This window comes from Pseudoalteromonas sp. S1608, from assembly GCF_005887265.1.
Classification (GTDB): Bacteria; Pseudomonadota; Gammaproteobacteria; order Enterobacterales; family Alteromonadaceae; genus Pseudoalteromonas; species Pseudoalteromonas undina.
This window is the reverse complement of the sequence record NZ_PNDK01000032.1, coordinates 66,821-87,506: the sequence shown is the minus strand read 5'-3', so window position 1 is coordinate 87,506 and position 20,686 is coordinate 66,821. Positions and strand designations below refer to the sequence as shown.

Sequence of the window (20,686 nt, the reverse complement as noted above, 5' to 3'; positions counted from 1 at the left end):
TTATTAATAAAAATAGTGCTATGAACAAAAACAATAGGCCAGAGGTATTAGTATGAGTTCGCTAAGTAGCTTTTCTCAACAAACGGATAAAACGTTTTGGAAGTATGGCCATTTAATTTTTACCGGCTTTTATTTATTGCCATTAATTATTAATTTTGATCAATTTACAAAAAGCCAAATGAGCCTATGTTTAGCTTTTTATATTGCTTTTATTATTTTGTACATAAAAGCAATTAACTGCAATAACACAAAAATTACCCCCTTATTTTTAGCCTTGCTCGCCATTTGTTTTAGCGCCACTTTTTTTACCTCTGGCACACCTACTTTGTATGGTTTTGTTGCCTATGTGGCAGGGTATAGTTATGCCCAAAAGCAGCGGTATTATGCCGCATTAGCTATTATAGTCGCGCTTTTTACAAGTTCGTATTTAAGCGATATAGGAAAGCTTCAGTACTTTTTGGCTGTGGCATTAATATTATGTGCCGCCTTATTTAGCTATGGGGTTGCAGCAAAAAGAGAGCGCGAACATAAAAAGCGCGAACAAGAAAGCGCAAAGCAATTGGAGCAACTAGCAGCCATTGCTGAGCGTGAACGCATAGCTCGAGATTTACATGATATTTTAGGTCACTCACTGTCATCAATAGCTTTAAAAGCTGAACTGGCGAATAAACTAAATCAAGGTGAACGATACGCGCAGGCTAATAACGAAATAGCCCAAGTAGCAGATCTTGCAAGACAGTTACTGAGTGATGTACGAAACGCGGTAAGTAATTTAAAGCAGCTCAACTTAAACAGCCAAATAGCACAGCTAAAACAAACACTCAAAGAGCAAGGCTTTAACATAAAATTTAACGTTAATTTAGCGACGTTACCTGCCAAGGTTGAGGGCATTGCGAGTCTTATTATTAAAGAGTCAGTGACTAATTTATTACGCCATAGCAGCACAAAAATCGGTTCTATTAATATAGAACAAACAAAGCGGCAATTACTTATTGCCGTTATTGATAACGCGCCATGCACCACATTAAAAGCGGGAAATGGTTTAAATGGCATTAAAGAGCGAGCAGAGCAATTAAACGGCAGTGCAAAATTTACCTGTGGCGATACATATACTTTAAACGTTGTACTGCCATTAAGTGCTGAGGATTTAAAATGATCAAAGTATATTTAGTTGAAGATCAAGCGCTGGTGCGCGACGCAGTTGCCGCTTTATTAAGCCTTGACTTTAACATTGAGGTAATTGGTCAAGCATGTAATGGGCGAGATGCGTTAAATGAAATCAGCGCGCTTAGTAAAGACTTACATCCAGATATCATTTTAACGGATATAGAAATGCCAAGCATGAATGGCATTGAGCTTAGTGAGCAAATAGCCGCTAAATATCCTGCAATTAATATGGTAATTATGACCACTTTTTCACGTGCTGGTTATATTAGGCGCTCTTTGAATGTGGGTGTGAAAGGTTTTATTTTAAAAGAAGCACCCAGCGAAGAGCTAATAAACGCGTTAAAAAAAGTAATGCAAGGGCAAAAGGTGATTGACCCAGAACTTGCCATTAATGCCCTAGACGATGCCGACCCACTCACAGATAAAGAGCGTAAAGCTTTAAAGCTTGCAAGTGATGGCTTAAAAACCAGCGAAATAGCTAAGCAGCTCTATATAAGTGAAGGGACAACGCGTAATTATTTATCTGATGCGATTGCAAAGCTCAATGCCACAAACAGAATAGATGCAGCGCGTATCGCTCGGCAAAAGGGGTGGTTATAAATAGCTTCTTTGATGATTACAAAAATAGGCACTTTATAAATTTTATACAACGTATTACTATTCATTGCATAACTATAAAAGTAACGAAAAGTGCTAAAAGCGCAGCTAAATGCACTCAAAGAGGCTCGAATGACCGCATTAATAAAGATTACCACTGAGCAAAGCGTGGCAATACTTACCATGAATACCGCTGAAAACCGCCATAACCCTAGTTTTATAGCTGAACTTAATCAACACTTAGATAGCATAGAAGCCAATGGCGATATTAACGCCGTAGTATTAACCTCAAGCAGCGATAAAAGCTGGTCATTGGGAATAGATTTACAGTGGATGGCAAGTTCAGATAACACGCCTACAGTTATTGCCGATTTTATGGATTCGATAGGGCAGTTATTTAAACGCATAGTGACGTTTCCTATACCTATCATTGCTGCATTAAACGGTCACACTTATGGTAATGGCTCGGTGTTGGCATGTGCCTGTGATTTTCGGTTTATGAAATCTGACAAAGGCTTTTTCTGCTTTCCTGAAGTTGATGTACTGGTACCGTTTGTACCGTCTATGTTTCCGATTATTAATAAAGCGATTAATCCGCAATTTTTTAACCGCTTAGCTATGACTGGCGAGCGTGTTGATGCGCAAAAATTGTTACAACAAAATGTGGTAGAAGCAATTTTTGCTGATGAGCAAGCCTTGCAAGCGGGTGTGTTAGAGTTTGCGCAAAGCTTTAATAAAAATCGTTGGATATACGCTCAAAACAAAACCCAAATGAACAAACCAATACTCGATGTTATGGCTGCACAAGACTCGGCTTTTATTGAAAACATCAGCACGCTATTGTGGAAGAAACTACAGCAAAAGTAAGCTGTTTTTATAAAAGTGAGTAAACATAACTACAGTTAATTTACTCACTTTCATGTGCATTAATTAAGTAGGTGTTAAGTGTTATTTAGCTACATTGCTACAAAATGCAAAAGCTAATAACGCTTTATTAAAAGTTTAATGGCTTTTACCTGTCTCATTTCGAGTATATGAGTTAAAATGCTTACATAACCAACTAACAAGATAGTGAATGTCAAACCAAGATCCAAATCTCAGTCGAGAACAAGAAAAGTACGAAAACCCAGTCCCTAGTCGTGAGTTTATACTTACTCACCTTCAAGAGCGTTCAAAACCTGCTAATTACACGCAACTATGCGAAGAACTCGCGGTCAACGATGAAGAACGACAAATAGCATTTAAGCGCCGACTTCGTGCCATGGAGCGCGACGGGCAATTGTATTTTAATAAATTTAAATGTTATGCCCTGATTGACGAAGCCGGTTTAACCAAAGGCAAAGTTGTCGGTCACAGAGACGGTTTTGGCTTTTTAGAAGTTGAAGGCGAGAGCAAAGACTGGTTTATTGCTAAGCATCAAATGAATATGGTGCTACATGGCGACATTGTTCTTGCGAAAGGCACTAAGCGTGGTTCAGGCTCAAAATGCGATGCCCGTATTATTAAAGTGCTTACTAATGAGCGAGCGCCTATTGTTGGCCGCTATTTTGTTGAGCATGGTATTGCCGTTGTGGTTGCTGAAGATCCGCGCATTACCCAAGATATTATTATTTTACCGGGTAACGAAAAAGGCGCACGCCACAACCAAATGGTGCAAGTGCAAATAACTCAAAATCCAAGCCGTAATATGAATGCGGTAGGTAAAGTGATTGACGTACTGGGCGAGCATTTAGCGCCGGGTATGGAAATTGAAGTTGCGCTGCGTAATCACGATATTCCGCATGTGTGGCCTGAAGAAGTTGAGCAGCAAGTTGCCCACTTAGGTGAATTTGTTGAAGAAGCCGATAAGCAAGGCCGTGTTGATTTACGCGGCTTACCACTTGTCACTATTGATGGCGAAGACGCTCGCGACTTTGATGACGCTGTTTATTGTGAACCTAAAAAATCAGGTGGCTGGCGTTTATGGGTAGCCATTGCCGATGTATCCCATTATGTAGGTATGAACACGCCGCTTAACAAAGAAGCGATAGAGCGCGGTAATTCAGTGTATTTCCCTGAGCAAGTTATTCCAATGCTGCCAAAAGTATTGTCTAACGGTTTGTGTTCGCTTAACCCTGAGGTTGATCGCCTGTGTATGGTTGCAGAAATGACCGTATCGCAAGAGGGTAAGCTGTCGGGCTATAAGTTTTACGAAGCACTAATGAATTCGCATGCTCGTTTAACCTACACCAAAGTAAATGCCATTTTACAAAATGACGAAAAGCTCCGTAAAGAATACGCAGCTGTAGTGCCACATTTAACTGACTTACAGCAAATGTACATGGCATTAAAAGCAGCACGCCAAGAGCGTGGTGCAATTGAATTTGAAACACTCGAAACCCGTTTTGTATTTAACGCACAGCGTAAAATAGAATCTATTGTGCCAGTTATTCGTAACGATGCGCACAAGCTGATTGAAGAATGTATGATTTTAGCCAATGTATCGGCGGCTAAATTACTTGAGAAACACGAAGCAAGTGCGTTATTTAGGGTGCATGATGAACCTGATAGCGAAAAACTGGGTAACTTTACTCAGTTTTTAACTGAGTTGGGTATTGAGAGCACGCTAAGCGATGAACCCACCCCGAAAGAAATCACTCATGTATTGGCTCGTTTAGGGGATCGTCCTGAAGCTGAACTTATTCAAACTATGCTACTGCGCTCAATGAAGCAAGCGGTATATCAGCCAGATAACATAGGTCACTTTGGTTTAGCATTATCAGCTTATGCGCATTTTACCTCGCCAATTCGCCGTTACCCCGATTTAGTGGTACACCGTGCAATTAAAGCGGTGTTAAAAGCGCAAGGCCAACAAACGTCAGGTGAATATGCCTACAGCGATGATGAAGTCGATCAACTTGGTGAGCAGTGTTCTACCACTGAGCGCCGCGCAGATGATGCCACCCGTGAAGTAGCCGATTGGCTAAAATGTGAATACATGCAAGATCATGTAGGCACGGAGTTTAACGGGGTTATTTCATCGGTTACTAATTTTGGTTTATTTATTCGTTTAGATGATTTGCAAATTGATGGATTAATTCATGTTACCAATTTAGGTGATGAATACTTCCAACATGATGCGGCTAAACATTGCTTGGTGGGTGAACACACACATACGGTTTATCGTTTAGGCGATAAAGTAACTGTACAAGTTGCCTCGGTAAGCTTAGATGATCGCCGAATTAACTTAACGCTTAAAGGCGATGTGGCTCAAGATCGTTATGCGCGTCGTCGTGCGCCAAAAAAGAATGCCCCAGCAAGTGTTCGCTCGCAACTTAAAGCCGGTAAAATACCGGGTAAAAAGTCAGCAAGCGACAGTAAAAAACCAAAAGGTGGAAAAAAGCCTGCAAGTAAAACTAAAGCAGCGGGTAAATCTAAAGTAACAGCGGATGACACCACCGCGAAGAAAAAAACCAAAAAGAAAGCGGTCAAAAAGCCTAAAAGACCAGGTAAAAATGCCCGTAAACGTAGTAGCCCAGGAGCAAACAATTCGTGAGTAATGAATTAATTTTTGGCTTTCACTCTGTTGAAGCAATTTTAGCAAAAGAGCCAGAGCGCTTTATAGAAATATATGCCCTTAAGGGACGCGATGATAAGCGTTTATCGCCTGTGATTGAGCAAGCGCGTCAGTTTGGTATTTCAGTACAGTTTATGCAACGAAAAGCGCTTGATAACAAAGCGAAAGATGAACAGCATCAAGGCATTATTGCCAACGTAAAAGCGGCGCGAGTGTTTAATGAAAAAGATCTCGATGAGATCATTGAACGCGAAGACACGCCATTTTTACTGGTACTTGATGGCATTACCGATCCGCATAATTTAGGCGCTTGCTTACGTAGTGCCGATGCAGCGGGTGTACATGCGGTGATTGTTCCTAAAGACAAATCAGCAAAGCTTAATGGCACAGCACGTAAAGTAGCCTGTGGCGCAGCAGAAACGGTACCGCTTATTCAGGTAACTAACCTTGCACGTACATTGCGTGAAATAAAAGATGCGGGCGTTTGGGTTGTAGGTACTGCCGGTGAAACCGACACACATGTATTTGATGCCAGCTTAACAGGCCCAATGGCGATTGTGATGGGTGCTGAAGGCGAGGGCATGCGCCGCTTAACGCGTGAGCATTGTGATGTGCTCGTTAAAATCCCAATGGCAGGCACGGTTTCAAGTTTAAATGTATCGGTAGCAACCGGCATTTGTTTATTTGAAGTGTTACGCCAGCGCGCAGAAACAAATTAAGCCTAAGCGAATCACATAGGCATTAAAAAGCCGAGATTGATTACATCAATCTCGGCTTTTTTGTACTTTTAAGTTAGCGCTTTATTAAAAGCTGTAAGAGTAACCCATTTGTACTGAGCGTGGCTTACCAGGTTGAATACCGCCATTTGCGCGGTTAGCAATGTAGGTTTTATCAAACAGGTTATCAACGCTTAGGTATACTTTTTGATTTTCATCAATTAAGTACTTAGCAGCTAAATCCCATACAACACGGCTATCAATCGCATTTAAGCCTGAGTCAGAAAGGTCAGCATGTGCATCCGATACGTAACGTATTTGGCTGTTAACAACAAAGTTATTCACTTCGGCACCAAATGATAAAGCAACTTGGTTTTCTGGTACGTAAGGCATTGCATCGCCTTTTTCTACAGAGCCCCAAATTTCTGAATCAAATGTGTTTTTAAACTCTGAATCAGTGTAGGTGTAAGTCAGTTTAACTGGGAACGCTACTGATGCAGTATTAAACGTACGACCAGCGCTAAATTCAAAGCCTGATACTTCTACTTCACCGTAGTTGTATTGGTCGCCAATGTTGTCGTCGTTACAACCTACTGATGCGGTACAGTTACCATGCATGTTGTCGTAATCAGAGTAGAATGCAATCACTTCACCGTTAAAGCCGTTTGCATTAAAACGAGAACCAAACTCAATGTTGACGCTTTCTTCTTCGTCTTGGTCAGCATTGCCTGGCGCTGCGGGTGCATAACCTTTTTGAATACCGGCAAGTAACGTTACGTTGTCGTTAAGTGTGTAAGTAGCACCTAAAGACGGTACTAAAATTTCAGTATCGTTTGAAATATCTTTCGTTAAGCCTTGGCTACGAGTTGGATCTGATTTAGCCCATTCTTCACGGGTAATAGTAATGTCTTCATAACGCAGACCTGCACTCACTACTAATGCATCCATTGTCCATTCGTCTTGAATAAATAGGGTGCTTGCTTTTGCGCTGTCTAAGCGATTGCTATTAGAGCCAGGTGCGCCTTGCGAAGTAAGAGTCATGCTTAAATCTTGATTAAGCGTGTATTTGTCTTCCCACTGGAAACGATCCATTTCGTCTTCGTGGTAACGTACGCCAACCGTAATGTAGTGATCGCCCGCTGGAATGTGTAATTCAGACTGCACGCCTTTGGCTTGGTAGTCGCGGTTATTAGCTTTAACACCTATGTTTTCGATGCCTTCAGCCGTTGGGTTTGCTTCAAATTCACTGTATTGCTCAAGGTAGCTTTCGCTTACTTTACTGGCTTTGTACCAGTTACGGTGGAAGTCATTTAAGTAAGCGGTTGCTAAAAATTCGTAACCTTCATCAAAGCGGTATGCATAGTTTACTTGGTATGCATTATGACGGGTGTTCATCTCATCATTTTGCGATGCCGCATAACGACGGTTAGGATTTTCTTGGTAATCGGCGTTAGTTAAGCCCATGTACGTTTCGTCTGATGTTTCTTCAGAGTACTTAGCTTTAAACTCAATGTTGTGGGCATCGTTTTCACCAAAGGTATGGCCAAATTTTACCAGTACGTCATTTTTTTCAAAACCAGTGTTGTCATCGCCTACTGGTAATTCTTTAAAACCATCAGCGCCGTAAGAAAACACTTCAATTAAGCCCGCTGTGTTATTTTTTTCTTTAGCGAAGTAAGCGTGACCTTTATAGTAACCATCGCTACCAAGTGCCGCGTCAACCATACCCATAGAGCTATTTGCTTCAGTTGGTAAGCTGCGAGAAAGTAAATTTAATACACCACCGGTAGTGCGCGGGCCATATTTAACAGAGGCAGCACCTTTTAATACTTCAATAGACTCCATACGACCCATAGTTGGGAAGTAATAAGCCGATGGTGCAGAATAAGGAGCCGGTGCAACGAGTACGCCGTCTTCCATTACTGAAATTTTATCGTTACGGCCAGTACCTGTGCCACGCATACCAATGTTAGGACGCAGACCATAGCCATCTTCTTCTTGAACGTATACACCTGGTACAGATGCTAATACGCGAGAAATATCGGTAAATTCGAATTTTTGCAATTCTTCATCAGAGATAAATGTAGCCGATCCTGGAATATCGTTAATTGCTGCTTGTGAGCCAATAACGGTAATTTGTTCAAAGTTGCGTTCAACGCCGCCGGCATCTTTTGCCATTGCTGTAGCACTTAAAGACAGCGCTACGGCTGCAGTTAACGAGGAAACTAAAAATTTATGTGACATTGATTACCCTAAAAATAGTTCAACTACTAAAATTGGCGTAATTTAAACATGTTAACGAATGAGAATCAATATTATTAAGTTTTAGTTATATTTACATTTGCCGTAAAAATACGCTATTTTTATAACATTTTTAACTAAGTGTTTATTCTAATCTTATAAAACTAGGATAATGTATTGGCTGGTGGCGGTTAATTTAGCCTGAACTCTGTGTGGGATAGATTTATTATCCAGAGTTCAGGTTATTTAAGCAGTGGGATAGCCCAAGCGCAGCTTAATAAATTCGGCGAGTTTAAATACCGCGTTTTCAGGTTCGCTGGCGGTTTTTACTAAACTAATACCTATGCTACCAAGCGCAGGTAAATGTTTAGTGTGTAAGTGATAGGCTAAATCGTTAGGTACGGTACTTTTTGCGAGCACTGTTATGCCTAAGCCTTCTTTTAATGCGGCAATTAAACCGGTTAAATCGGCATTACTGTAAACAATACGATATTTAATGCCTGCTTTTTCAAGCGCCTGAGTTGCTCTGCGTCGGTAAATACAGCCCTCAGGCGCGGTCACTAAGGTTACCGTTTCATTTTGTGCCAGTGATAGGTCGCCCACCCACACTAATTGGTCTTGAATAAAAATAGGGAATTTTTCTGAGTCTAGTTGCTCGTTAAGCGCTAACACTAAATCAAATTGATCTTGGCGCTCATCAGAGAGTAGGTGTTTACTTAAGCGTGATTTTACTTCAAGCGATACCTCAGGGTAGAGCGCCACAAAATCGCCAATAATGGAGGGCAAAATACGCGCGGCAAATTCGCTAGGGATCCCTAAGCGCACTTTACCGGTTACACTTTCTGAGGTGAACAACTGCAAAATGGCATCGTTATGCTGCACCATTTGTTTTGCCATCGGCAGCAATAACTCACCATATTGGTTGAGTACTTGTCGTTGTCCCTGCTTTTTAAATAATTTATAGCCGAGTAAGTCTTCTAAACGTTTTACTTGTAAGCTCACTGCTGGTTGCGAAAGGCCAAGTAAATCGCCAGCTTTGGCAAATCCACCAACCTCAACCACCATAACAAAAGTTCGTAAACTGTCGGTTGAAATATTTTTCATATTTAAAATTACTATTTATATGGCTATATATATAAGTATTATTTATCAATTGATAAGTAATTACAATTTGTTGTTGTAAGGCTTGCGCAATATACTTTTGCTATTAAAGATTGATAGGTATTTGTTATGACTTTTAACCCGATTATGTTTGCCCGCCATAGCAACGCTAACAGCGCGGTTATTAATGCCTTACAAGCCGATAGCAGTCACGTTGTTATTGACTTTAGTGGTAGTGAAGCATCGGTATTTTTAAGTGCTATTTTAGGTCATGACCTCACCAAACTTACCGCTAGTGGCTTTGGCTTTAAAGGCACACTGGATGGCGATTTAAATTCTGATTTTAGCTACGCCGTTTACTACTTTAGCGAAACCGCCTTTCGATTTGTACTTCCAGTTAATGCTAGCCTGCAATTACAAGCGCTCATTAACGAGCAGCAGCTTAGATACGATATCGACTTTGTGGTACGCACCGACTTAGCGACCTTTACTTTAAAAGGCGACAATGCATTTGATACCTTAGTTGAGGCATTTAAACTAACCCCAGGGTTACGCCTTGCTGACGCGCAGCTTTGCTATGGCGCGCAAAGTGGAGACGTGTTTGTTACTGCAGTAGATCAAAACAACGAACAGCAGTTTATTGTTATTGCTAAAACAGCCACGCTTGATAAGTGGCAACAGTATATGCAGCAACAGGGCTTTAGTGTTACCAACACGCAAGCGGCCTAACGGGTAAAAAGTTAAAGATTACAATTTGGTAGGCTTATTAATGGCTACCATGTTATTCCCCCTCATTTAATTGAGGCCACGCCCACACACATGGGTTAATTTAAAAGTGAAGGAATATTATGACTTCTAAAACAGTATTACATGCAAAGCACATTGAAGCCGGCGCAAAAATGGTTGATTTTCATGGCTGGGAAATGCCAATTAACTACGGCTCACAAATAGAAGAACACAACGCCGTACGTAACGATGCGGGTATGTTTGACGTGTCGCACATGACCATTGTTGATATACAAGGTGAACAAGCACAAGCGTTTTTACGCAAGCTAGTAGCTAACGATGTTGCTAAGTTAACCGTACCAGGTAAAGCGCTTTACACTGGCATGCTTAACGAGCAAGGCGGCGTAATCGACGACTTAATTATTTACTACTTTAGCGAAACATTTTATCGCTTAGTGGTTAACTCAGCGACCCGTGAAAAAGATTTAGCACATTTAGCTAAGGTATCGAGCGATTTTGCTGTAACGGTTACTGAGCGCCCAGAATACGCCATGATTGCGGTTCAAGGCCCTAATGCACGTGCTAAAACAGCCCAGGTATTAAACGCAGACCAGCAAGCTGCAGTAGAAGGCATGAAGCCATTTTTTGGTGTTCAAGCCGGTGATTTATTTATTGCTACAACAGGTTATACTGGCGAAGACGGTTACGAAATTGTAGTACCAAACGAGCAAGCAGCCGATTTATGGCAGCAACTGCTTGATGCCGGTGTAGCGCCTGCGGGCTTAGGCGCGCGCGACACACTACGTTTAGAAGCAGGTATGAACCTTTACGGCCTAGATATGGACGAAAGCGTATCACCACTGGCAGCTAACATGGCATGGACTATTGCATGGGAGCCAGAAGATCGTGACTTTATTGGTCGTGATGTTTTGGTAAAACAACGTGCAGAAAAAAGTACTCACAAGCAAGTAGGTCTTATTCTTGAAGAAAAAGGCGTACTACGCAGTGGTTCTAAAGTAATTGTTGATGGTGGCGAAGGTGTTATTACATCTGGCACATTCTCACCAACATTGGGCTATAGTGTTGCATTAGCACGTGTACCACGTTCAACCGGCGACACAGCTCAAGTAGAAATGCGTAAAAAATTAGTTAACGTAAAAGTAGTTAAGTCGGGCTTTGTACGTAACGGTAAATCAATAATCTAAATAATTTGGTTATACCAATAAATAGGTCACCCTCATTTATTGGTATTCTCCCAATCTAAACCAAAGGATGAAAAAAATGAGCAATATCCCTAGCGAGTTAAAATACGCACCTTCACATGAGTGGGTTCGTAACGAAGGCGACGGCACTTACACTGTTGGTATTTCTGAGCATGCACAAGAACTGCTTGGCGACATGGTATTTGTTGAATTACCAGAAGTAGGCGACGAAGTAGATGCAGGCGAAGACTGTGCAGTAGCAGAGTCAGTAAAAGCGGCATCAGACATTTACGCGCCAATCAGTGGTGAAATTGTTGCCATTAACGAAGAGCTAGAAGATGCGCCTGAAACAGTAAACAACGACGCATACGGCGACGGTTGGTTATTCCGTATTAAAGCGTCAGAAGAGTCTGAGTTAGATAACTTATTAGACGCTGAAGGTTACGCGCATACAATTGACGAAGACTAATCGTTAATTAATAAAAGCCCCTCTATGTTAAAACATTGGGGCTTTTATGATTAAAGCGCTTATTTTTCCATACAAAGTAGGCTGCTAAATCATCACATATTTTAATCAATACTAGTTACCCATTAGTATTTGGATCATAGGAATCTGGACACATGTCAAACGCCAAATCTCTTGAACAATTAGAGCAAAAGCAAGATTTTATTCGCCGCCATATTGGGCCAAGCCCAGCGCAAGTAAACGACATGCTTAGCGCTCTTGAAGTATCGAGCGTTGAAGAGCTGATCGGTCAAACTGTACCTGCTGGTATTCGTCTTGAGCAAGGTCTTAATATCGGCGAAAGCCGCACCGAAGTTGAAACACTAAGCTACTTAAAATCAGTAGCAAGCAAAAATAAAGTTTTCAAATCGTATATTGGCCAAGGCTACCACCCAACTCACGTACCGCACGTAATTTTACGTAACGTACTTGAAAACCCGGGTTGGTACACAGCGTACACACCGTATCAGCCAGAGATTGCACAAGGGCGTTTAGAGTCACTATTAAATTTCCAGACTATGACCCTAGATATTACCGGCCTAGATTTAGCAAGTGCCTCACTGCTTGACGAATCAACCGCTGCAGCCGAGGCTATGGGCCTTGCAAAACGTGTATCTAAAGCTAAAAAAGCCAATGCGTTCTTTATTGCTGACGACGTACACACGCAAACGATTGACGTAGTGAGCACCCGTGCAGAGCAATTTGGTTTTGAAATTATTGTAGGTAAAGCCGCCGATGCTGTGAACCACGATATTTTTGGTGCGTTATTCCAATACCCGTCAACATCAGGCGAAATTGTTGATATAACTGACCTAATAGCTGGCGTACAAAGCAAAAAAGCGATTGCATGTGTGGCAGCCGATATCATGAGCTTATTACTATTAAAAGCACCAGGTAAATTAGGCGCCGACGTAGTACTGGGTTCAGCACAGCGTTTTGGCGTACCTATGGGTTACGGCGGTCCTCATGCAGCATTTTTTGCAACACGTGATGCGTACAAACGTTCATTACCAGGTCGTATTATTGGTGTATCAAAAGACCGTTTAGGTAATGATGCATTACGTATGGCAATGCAAACCCGCGAGCAACACATTCGCCGCGACAAAGCCAATTCAAACATTTGTACTGCGCAAGTATTGCTAGCGAACATGGCTGCGTTTTACGCGGTATACCATGGCCCGCAAGGCTTAAAAACCATTGCACAACGCATTCACCGTTTTGCTGATATTTTAGCAACTGGCTTAAAAGCAAAAGGTGTGGCACTTAAGCACACTACTTGGTTTGACACATTAACAGTGGTTGATGAAAACAAAGCCGACGTGATTGCGCGTGCTGTAGCTAAAGGTGTTAACTTTGCTACTAACCATGCGGGTGAATATTCAATTTCAGTATCAGAAACCACAACCCGTGCAGACGTTGCTGAGTTATTTGATATTATTTTAGGCGAAGGCCATGGCCTAAGTGTAGATGCGATTGCCGCTGATGTTGAAGCAAATGGCAGCGAGTCTATTCCTGCAAGCCTAGTGCGTGATGATGAAATTCTAACGCATCCAAACTTTAACAGCTACCACAGCGAAACAGACATGCTTCGTTATATTAAGCGCCTTGAAAACAAAGATTTAGCGCTTAATCATTCTATGATCTCGTTAGGTTCATGTACCATGAAACTAAACGCGACCGCTGAAATGATCCCAATTACATGGCCTGAATTTGCAAACCTTCACCCATTCTGCCCGCTAGACCAAGCAGAAGGTTACCAAGTAATGATTAACGAACTACACGATTGGTTAGTTAATATTACCGGTTACGATGCGGTTTCATTGCAACCAAACTCAGGTGCACAAGGTGAATACGCAGGCTTAATCGCCATTCGTAAATATCACGAGTCTCGAGGGGACGCGCACCGTAACGTATGTTTAATCCCAAGTTCTGCGCACGGTACTAACCCAGCGTCGGCACAAATGGCCAGCATGAAAATTGTGGTTGTTAACTGTGATAAAAACGGCAACATCGACATGGAAGACCTAAAAGCGAAAGCTGAAGAAGTCTCTGAAAATCTATCATGTGCCATGGTAACGTACCCATCTACCCACGGTGTATACGAAGAAACGATTCGTGAGTTATGTGAAATTGTTCACCAGCATGGTGGCCAAGTTTACATGGATGGCGCAAACATGAACGCCCAAGTAGGCGTTACTAGCCCAGGCTTTATTGGCTCAGATGTGTCGCACTTAAACTTACATAAAACCTTCTGTATTCCACACGGTGGCGGCGGCCCAGGTGTTGGCCCAATTGGTGTTAAATCGCACCTTGCGCCATTTATGCCAAACCACAGCGTAATTAACGTACCAGGTACTAATGAAGGAAATGGTGCAGTATCGGCAGCGCCTTACGGCTCTGCAGCTATTTTACCTATTTCATGGGCTTACATTGCCATGATGGGCTCTGAAGGCTTAAAACAAGCGACAGAAATGGCGATTGTAAATGCTAACTACTTAAGCAATGAGCTAAGCAAGCACTTCCCAATTTTATACCGTGGCCGTAATAATCGCGTTGCTCACGAATGTATTATTGACCTACGCCCATTAAAAGAAGCCTCAGGCATTACTGAAATGGACGTTGCTAAGCGCTTACAAGATTATGGTTTCCACTCACCAACAATGTCGTTCCCTGTAGCGGGCACATTAATGATTGAGCCAACTGAATCTGAGTCTAAGGGCGAGATTGACCGCTTTATCGAAGCGATGGTGTCGATTAAAGGTGAAATTGATAAAATCATTTCTGGTGAATGGTCTATCGAAAACAACCCTCTGGTATTTGCACCACACACACAAGCTGATGTGTTAGGTAATGAATGGGACCGTGCGTATGACCGTTTTTACGCTGCATTCCCAGTACCAGCGGTTGCTAAAGATAAGTTCTGGCCAACGGTTACACGTATCGATGACGTATACGGCGACCGTAATTTAGTATGTGCATGTCCTCCGATTGAGACTTATCGCGACTAATTTTTGAACTTTAAAGGATAGTAAGTTCCACTGTGGAGTGGGATTTATTGAAATTATAAAAGCCGTTGCAGCAATGCAACGGCTTTTTTGTGTGAGGTGATTCGCCATAAATTATATGGGGTAGGTTGGGTAGAGTGAAACGAAACCCAACAAATCACAAATATACTTACTAGCTCAAAAACCAAGAGTGTGTGTTATTTATTGTAGGCGCACAGCTTGCTTACGCGCTGCCTTAGCCTGAGTAGATGCTTGAAATTACTATTACAGGTAAAGTTGATGCGTTTCGTGCTTCTAGAAATTAGAAACCTTATTCAAGGTTTTGTCGCGCTGGCGACGGCAGCCAAAGAGGGGCTGCCGCTGACCCCTCTCTGGACTCTCCCAGCGCACCCGAGCATCACGCTATTTCCTTCAAAACACAATTGATGTGAACGTAAACGCCATGAAAGCACATCCATGTGCAAGCATGGCTTTCATTTCATCCATGAAATGCATTACTCATCAATTGCTTATTTTCAGGGCGTGATGACGGGGAGGGGTGTTAAACGTTAGATTGGTGTTTAGTAATTTAAACTAGTCTAAAATTAAGTTGATCTTCAATTCCTTTGCAATCTAAGTTAAATTGTTCAAATGTGTAGTCCCTTGCAAAATACGAAAAAGATTTCAAATAAAAATAATCTTCAGAAGTCGTATATCTTTGTCCAATATATTTTGAAATATCAATAGATGATTTATAGTTAATAGTCGAGCTTAAATCTAAATGAGTAATTCCTGTTATCGGTTGGTGACTTACTGAAGCCCCTAAAAGACTCAATTCATTAAGATATGCTTCTATCTTAGTTTGCCAACCGAATACTATAACAGGGCCTACAGAAACACCAGTAATTGCATCTTGATGCTTATCGAGCCAGCTTATAGTGGAAGCAATCGATTCTTCATTTTCACCTGCAAACAATAAAATATTAACTTTTACTTTAATATTATTTTTATATGCTTCTTCAATTAACCTAGATGCTTGTGAGAGGTATTTCTCAGGTTTTTTAGTTTTGTTCATATTTATAAGTTGGTTGAAATTCGCACTTTCTAAACCTAAATCTATGATCTCTAAACCTGCTAACTTTAGTTTTTTGAGATGAGATACTTTGATGCTATCAACACGAGCCTCTGTTCTCCACTTAAAGCTTTGTTTGGTTTGCTGGCGGTGCTTTATTAATTCGTCAATCCACTCTTCTTTCGAAGCAAATAGCGATGCTTCAAAATACAGGTTCATGGGAGTTAGGTTATCAACCAAAATGGTTTTATGCGATTCAGATACTATTAGTTTAGGGGATTTTAGAACTGTTAGCTTTTCATCTTTCTCTTGACAAAAGTTACAGCCCATACCGCACCCTCTTGAAACCTCTAAATTTGGCTGAAATAAATGTCGTTCATGTAGTAAGGAGTAATCTAATTGATTAATAGCATTTTCTCTCGTCGACTTTAATGGGTTATTTGTAATAAGCTTTAAAATATGTTCTTCAGCTGTACCAGGAAAAATAATATCAGCAAGAGGTATAAGCTCTTTCATTAAAGTAACTTCATCATCTATTACCCATCGACCACCAATAATTATTTTTTTTTGAGGTAAAGCCTTTTTAACTAAATTAATAAAACTATTCACCCAACTAACAGCATAAAAACTAGGTATTGAGATTAAAATAGGGTACTCAGAAGCTAATAACCCCAATGATACTGAAGTGTTAAAAGTATCATTTGGATCATCAAATCCACCTTGTATTTGTATTGATTCAAATCCATTGTTTTTTAAAACAGTAGCTAAAGACAGCAATCCATAGTTTAAATATCTATTTTTTCTATGAATAATATGGTCCGTTTTTTTCGTTATAAGCTGACCAGCACTTATGCAAAATATTTTACTCAACTGTAACTTCCTTATTAGTTTAGATATTAGTAATTACAGTTTCAGTAATTCATTCTTGCAACTTTCAATTTCTTCCAAAACATTATCAGTTAGACATTCTGAAAATTCAGGAGCAATAAAAACACGAATAAAATACTTTATTGATTGATATCTGTTTAACTTATCGCCACATTCATCGAATCTTTTTAAGTTATAATTACCAGCGAAAGTCTTAGTTAATAACTTTATTTCAGTTTTATCGATATCTTTAAATGCATTGTCTGTCATTACATCTACAGTGAAATACTCATTACTAACAACATTACAAATTATTGCTGAGATTTTATTCTCTATATTTTCGCGAAATTCCTTATCTATGTTATCTGTGATTGATTTGTTTGGAGGGAAAACTTTAGCTTCGTATTTTTTAACCCATGGTTTTCTACTATTTAAATCATTTAAAATTTTGAGGCCGATCTCAGGCTTTTCACTTTTAGCTAGGAGTGTTTTTAATTGTTCATTTAAAAAGTAGCTATCAGAGTTTTTCAAATAAAACTTCTGAATAAGAGAAATTTTATTTTCTTCATCAGGATTAGCTGATTCATTGAAACAAAAAATATTTTGTGCATTTCCACTAGATGCGATATTGCAGATAGCTCCCATCATTGATGAGAAAGCCCTATTTGTTTTGTGATAATAAACCTGACTAAATAGATTTGCTCTAGCATTAATAAATTCAGCAATTGAATCAATACAACTCTCTGTATATGCTAAATATAATTTATTATGATCTACAACTGGAACAATGGACATAAATAATCTGTTGAAGTCATAAACACCGCACTTAACGCCAGAAAAATACCCGTCTCTTTGTAAATAGTCCATTCTGTCGGCATCGATAGGGCATGAAGAAATGATTGATGTTAACATCGGTAAGATATCTATTTTTTTATCATCAATTTTTGTAAATATAGACTTATCTGAGTAATTGCTTTCAATAATTTTCATTACATTATTGATATCAATTTTTTCTTTATCTTCAGTGTTGAGACTATCATAAATAGCCCTTACAAAAATCAGTGAAATATGTTCATGCTCAACCTTTTCTCCTTTGATCATGTTAAATAATTCAGGGAACTTTGAGCCTATATGCTTTTTTAGGTATGTTTTTGAAGGTAGAAATGAATCAAATTGATGTGACATTGGTCCATGACCAATATCATGAAATAATGCAGCCAGTCTTAATTCTTGGATGTTTATATTGGGTAACTTTCCCATATATGTGAATAAATGTTTATTTATATTCTTTTTAGCAAAGCGATAAGAGTTTAGTTGTAAATGTTTAAGTATCTCATAAGATAAATTCATAACACCTAGAGAGTGTTCAAATCGTGTATGCATAGCTGAAGGGAATACTTTATATAAAAATGTATTTTGCTTAATAGTCCGCAAGCGTTGAAATAAAGGATGGTCTATACACTTCACCTCCAAATCAGTTAATCTTATTATTCCGTGAATGGGGTCAAGAATTTTACTTACTAGCTGTGTATCAAAATCCATATCTATACCTTTTTTAATTATTATAAATAGAGTCAGGTCTTGTATTTCTGATCTATCAATTTAGCTTTTAGTAGTTTTAAGCTGTTGAACTGCTTTTTCATATGCTCAATATCACACAGGCTTTTTATAAACTCAATTAGACCTATCGCTTAAATTTTTAAAATATATTGATTTACCCAAAAAAGACCAAAGGGTTACCCATTAGAAATTTCAGATTAAGCAGGCCAATGTATTTTTTATCTTTCAATTAAAAAATACAACTGCATATTTTTTAACTCAATTTGAGAACGAAAGGGGGCAAACTAAAGGTCTCTCCCATTAGAAAGTTCATGTTAAGCAGGCAGCTGTGTTTCCTTGAACTTTTTATTCAAAAACCAAGTGTTCTTATTATTTAAACTCATTTTTATTAAGTGCTTAGTACTGATTAATAAGTACAATAGTTAAAATTTATTTATTTTAATTTTATATTTACAAGGAAGTTGTTTATATGAGTGATGTAACGCCATTTTTTTATATTGCTGTTATGGCTTTTTATTTTTTACACAAAAACGAAGAAGGTAAAATACTAGTACCGATTGTTGCTTTTGCAGCAATACCGTTATTTAGTAACGATTACTGGCTGTGGTTTAAGGTGAGTATAGGGCTGAGCATCTATGTTTTAATGGTAGAAAAAGCTAAAGCCGGATATACAGGAGGTGGGGCCGTTTCAGCATTCGCCGCATTTTTTATAGGGGCTTATATGGTCAGTATTGTTATTAATACAGTTATATTTGTAATGGCTAATGGAATTTTTTAACTGTTATTTCGACTTTTTTGTATTACTGTTCAAGCAAAAATGAAGCGGCTGCAAAAAAGGAGTTAATCTTGAGAGGTTTAATTAAACTGGAAGATATTTAAATGATATTAAAAGGCTGCGTAGTAATATTTTGCTTAGTATGTATTAATCTTTTTGCTCGACATAATATGACTCAAAAGAAAGCTAATGGCTATTCTAATAAGGATTTGTTAAAAATATCATTTGTTTTTTCAAGTTTACTAACGATATTAACATTAGCTATGATAACTATTGGCACTGAGTTTTCCGGTTCGATTCAATCTATAGGCTTGTTTATTATATATTGGAGTAATATATATGGTTTGCTTAAGGTATGGAGAAATGCATAGTGAGGTTAATTAAGCTTTTTTGTTTACTAAGCGCCATATTTTTTAGTCATCTTGCTACAGGAAATGATTTATATTTTGATGTAGGTAAAGCTACACCCTATCTTAGTGTTTGCTCACTTAAAAATGACTTGTCTGAAAGTAATACCATTGTTGATTTTACCAATGATTTACTAGGTAAAATCTATCATTCATCTGGAGAGACAGAGAAAGATGTTATTGCTTTAGGCACTAATGAATACTTTGATCAGTTGAGTTATCAATCTGCGCTTGGTGTTACTGAGGAATATGAGTTGTATACATTGTCAAGGTGCGAACGCTTTGCAGTCAATTTTTTAAATAAGTTATGCTCAGACAAAGTGAGTAAACTTCCATTACCTAAGCTTACATGTACAAAGGAAAAGCAGTATCTTTAAATAAAAAACAAATTTAATAAAACTACATTACAAATTAATTTAGAATATTTTTTAAGGTTTTATTTTCGATTGGCTTTAAAAACCAAAGGGTCATACTTCTGGTTTTAGACATAAAAGGCCTAGATTTATAGTTACCATTGTTGGTGAATTAATGTATCTAGATCTCTGCGTATTGAGTCTATGAATGCATTTTATTATTTAATGAATTGCGTAAGAGGGCATGCAAAACACCTTTTTGAATGGTGACTGCTTTAAGTCTTTTTTACATTATATTGAGCAAGCCTACGTTTAATATTTATGTATATTGTCCTGTTTAATGAGCAGTCACAACCACCTGCTAATCGAAATCCCCGTTACTAATTTCAAGACTATAAAACTGTAGCCAACATGGCCAAAAACCTGAAAAGGCGGGTATGTTGGAATTGCGTTGATAGGGTTGAGGCAAGCGAAGCTGGAGGTTATTCTGGAGGGGTTGCAGGCGAGTTAATATATGAGGTTATTGAAAAGTAATGGAGCCTATTAAGTTGTGGTTTTTAACTCTGTTTCTTACATCTGCGGGTCTTTTCTTTTTTATAATATTACCAATTTTAATAGCTATAAAAGATAAAAAAAACACGGTTGGTAGAGGATGTTCTAGATGATGGAAATCGGTTTTACTCATTAAATATCATAACTGCTGGTAGCGGAGCATTGCACTATGGTTCTATATTTCTATTCGATTGCTATGCTAGACGTTATAAGGTAATAGAGGAGAGGGAAAAAGTACCCAAAAATTTGCAGATGTGGTTTAAGCTTTATTATATTTTATTCATAACATTTAGCTCTATGTTTTT

The 20,686-nt window shown here is 39.2% G+C and carries 15 protein-coding genes; 11 read left to right on the top strand and 4 right to left on the bottom strand.

What is annotated here, in order from left to right; all coding sequences use genetic code 11:
• Positions 1 to 52: 52 nt before the first annotated feature.
• The 5 genes from CWB75_RS13660 to rlmB all read left to right on the top strand — a co-directional run bounded on the left by CWB75_RS13660 (position 53) and on the right by rlmB (position 6,039).
• Positions 53 to 1,156 carry a sensor histidine kinase gene (locus CWB75_RS13660; RefSeq protein ID WP_138570945.1) on the top strand — a complete coding sequence of 368 codons (1,104 nt, stop codon included), beginning with the start codon at positions 53 to 55 and terminating at the stop codon, positions 1,154 to 1,156.
• Positions 1,153 to 1,767, top strand: coding sequence for a response regulator transcription factor (locus tag CWB75_RS13655; RefSeq protein WP_138570944.1), 615 nt, complete (start codon positions 1,153 to 1,155; stop codon positions 1,765 to 1,767). Before CWB75_RS13660 ends, CWB75_RS13655 begins: the two co-directional genes overlap by 4 nt.
• A gap of 129 nt (positions 1,768 to 1,896) precedes the next feature.
• Positions 1,897 to 2,631 (top strand): enoyl-CoA hydratase/isomerase family protein, encoded by a 735-nt coding sequence (locus CWB75_RS13650; RefSeq protein WP_171039122.1) that lies wholly within the window; start codon positions 1,897 to 1,899, stop codon positions 2,629 to 2,631.
• Between the two features lie 208 nt (positions 2,632 to 2,839).
• The gene (gene rnr, locus CWB75_RS13645) at positions 2,840 to 5,299 is read left to right on the top strand and encodes a ribonuclease R (RefSeq protein WP_055012887.1); all 2,460 of its coding nucleotides are present in this window, start codon (positions 2,840 to 2,842) and stop codon (positions 5,297 to 5,299) included.
• Positions 5,296 to 6,039, top strand: coding sequence for a 23S rRNA (guanosine(2251)-2'-O)-methyltransferase RlmB (gene rlmB / locus CWB75_RS13640; protein WP_008112440.1), 744 nt, complete (start codon positions 5,296 to 5,298; stop codon positions 6,037 to 6,039). Before rnr ends, rlmB begins: the two co-directional genes overlap by 4 nt.
• An 84-nt stretch (positions 6,040 to 6,123) precedes the next feature.
• Here the strand turns inward: rlmB and CWB75_RS13635 are convergent, their stop codons facing one another.
• Positions 6,124 to 8,280 (bottom strand): TonB-dependent receptor family protein, encoded by a 2,157-nt coding sequence (locus tag CWB75_RS13635; RefSeq protein ID WP_138570942.1) that lies wholly within the window; start codon positions 8,278 to 8,280, stop codon positions 6,124 to 6,126.
• Positions 8,281 to 8,523: 243 nt separating this feature from the next.
• Positions 8,524 to 9,381: a LysR family transcriptional regulator gene (locus tag CWB75_RS13630; protein WP_008465324.1), complete on the bottom strand. Its 858-nt coding sequence runs from the start codon at positions 9,379 to 9,381 to the stop codon at positions 8,524 to 8,526.
• A 126-nt stretch (positions 9,382 to 9,507) separates the two neighbouring features.
• Here CWB75_RS13630 and CWB75_RS13625 point away from each other — a divergent pair, with 126 nt between their 5' ends.
• From CWB75_RS13625 to gcvP, 4 genes are all read left to right on the top strand, one after another.
• Positions 9,508 to 10,107, top strand: coding sequence for a hypothetical protein (locus CWB75_RS13625; protein WP_008465326.1), 600 nt, complete (start codon positions 9,508 to 9,510; stop codon positions 10,105 to 10,107).
• Between the two features lie 119 nt (positions 10,108 to 10,226).
• Positions 10,227 to 11,309, top strand: a complete 1,083-nt coding sequence (gene gcvT, locus CWB75_RS13620) for a glycine cleavage system aminomethyltransferase GcvT (RefSeq protein WP_138570941.1) — start codon at positions 10,227 to 10,229, stop codon at positions 11,307 to 11,309.
• Positions 11,310 to 11,385: 76 nt separating this feature from the next.
• Entirely contained in the window at positions 11,386 to 11,775 is a 390-nt protein-coding gene (gcvH, locus tag CWB75_RS13615) for a glycine cleavage system protein GcvH (protein WP_008112430.1), read from the top strand.
• Positions 11,776 to 11,927: 152 nt separating this feature from the next.
• Positions 11,928 to 14,819, top strand: coding sequence for an aminomethyl-transferring glycine dehydrogenase (gcvP, locus tag CWB75_RS13610; RefSeq protein WP_075170439.1), 2,892 nt, complete (start codon positions 11,928 to 11,930; stop codon positions 14,817 to 14,819).
• Positions 14,820 to 15,384: 565 nt separating this feature from the next.
• Here gcvP and CWB75_RS13605 read toward each other — a convergent pair.
• A complete protein-coding gene (locus CWB75_RS13605; protein WP_138570940.1) occupies positions 15,385 to 16,737 on the bottom strand; it encodes a B12-binding domain-containing radical SAM protein in 1,353 nt (450 codons plus the stop codon).
• Positions 16,738 to 16,770: 33 nt separating this feature from the next.
• Entirely contained in the window at positions 16,771 to 18,276 is a 1,506-nt protein-coding gene (locus CWB75_RS13600; RefSeq protein WP_138570939.1) for an HD domain-containing protein, read from the bottom strand.
• A 487-nt stretch (positions 18,277 to 18,763) separates the two neighbouring features.
• Here CWB75_RS13600 and CWB75_RS13595 point away from each other — a divergent pair, with 487 nt between their 5' ends.
• Together CWB75_RS13595 and CWB75_RS13590 are read left to right on the top strand one after the other, a co-directional pair.
• Positions 18,764 to 19,072 carry a hypothetical protein gene (locus tag CWB75_RS13595; protein ID WP_138570938.1) on the top strand — a complete coding sequence of 103 codons (309 nt, stop codon included), beginning with the start codon at positions 18,764 to 18,766 and terminating at the stop codon, positions 19,070 to 19,072.
• 367 nt (positions 19,073 to 19,439) lie between these two features.
• Positions 19,440 to 19,853: a hypothetical protein gene (locus CWB75_RS13590; protein WP_138570937.1), complete on the top strand. Its 414-nt coding sequence runs from the start codon at positions 19,440 to 19,442 to the stop codon at positions 19,851 to 19,853.
• The last annotated feature ends 833 nt before the right edge of the window (positions 19,854 to 20,686 follow it).

What these genes read in the sequence shown, in the direction of transcription:
- CWB75_RS13660 (WP_138570945.1), top strand. Translation starts at nt 53, where the DNA reads ATGAGTTCGCTAAGTAGCTTTTCTCAACAAACGGATAAAACGTTTTGG.
- CWB75_RS13655 (WP_138570944.1), top strand. Translation starts at nt 1,153, where the DNA reads ATGATCAAAGTATATTTAGTTGAAGATCAAGCGCTGGTGCGCGACGCA.
- CWB75_RS13650 (WP_171039122.1), top strand. Translation starts at nt 1,897, where the DNA reads ATGACCGCATTAATAAAGATTACCACTGAGCAAAGCGTGGCAATACTT.
- rnr (WP_055012887.1), top strand. Translation starts at nt 2,840, where the DNA reads ATGTCAAACCAAGATCCAAATCTCAGTCGAGAACAAGAAAAGTACGAA.
- CWB75_RS13635 (WP_138570942.1), bottom strand. Translation starts at nt 8,280, where the DNA reads ATGTCACATAAATTTTTAGTTTCCTCGTTAACTGCAGCCGTAGCGCTG.
- CWB75_RS13630 (WP_008465324.1), bottom strand. Translation starts at nt 9,381, where the DNA reads ATGAAAAATATTTCAACCGACAGTTTACGAACTTTTGTTATGGTGGTT.
- CWB75_RS13625 (WP_008465326.1), top strand. Translation starts at nt 9,508, where the DNA reads ATGACTTTTAACCCGATTATGTTTGCCCGCCATAGCAACGCTAACAGC.
- gcvT (WP_138570941.1), top strand. Translation starts at nt 10,227, where the DNA reads ATGACTTCTAAAACAGTATTACATGCAAAGCACATTGAAGCCGGCGCA.
- gcvH (WP_008112430.1), top strand. Translation starts at nt 11,386, where the DNA reads ATGAGCAATATCCCTAGCGAGTTAAAATACGCACCTTCACATGAGTGG.
- gcvP (WP_075170439.1), top strand. Translation starts at nt 11,928, where the DNA reads ATGTCAAACGCCAAATCTCTTGAACAATTAGAGCAAAAGCAAGATTTT.
- CWB75_RS13600 (WP_138570939.1), bottom strand. Translation starts at nt 18,276, where the DNA reads ATGGATTTTGATACACAGCTAGTAAGTAAAATTCTTGACCCCATTCAC.
- CWB75_RS13595 (WP_138570938.1), top strand. Translation starts at nt 18,764, where the DNA reads ATGAGTGATGTAACGCCATTTTTTTATATTGCTGTTATGGCTTTTTAT.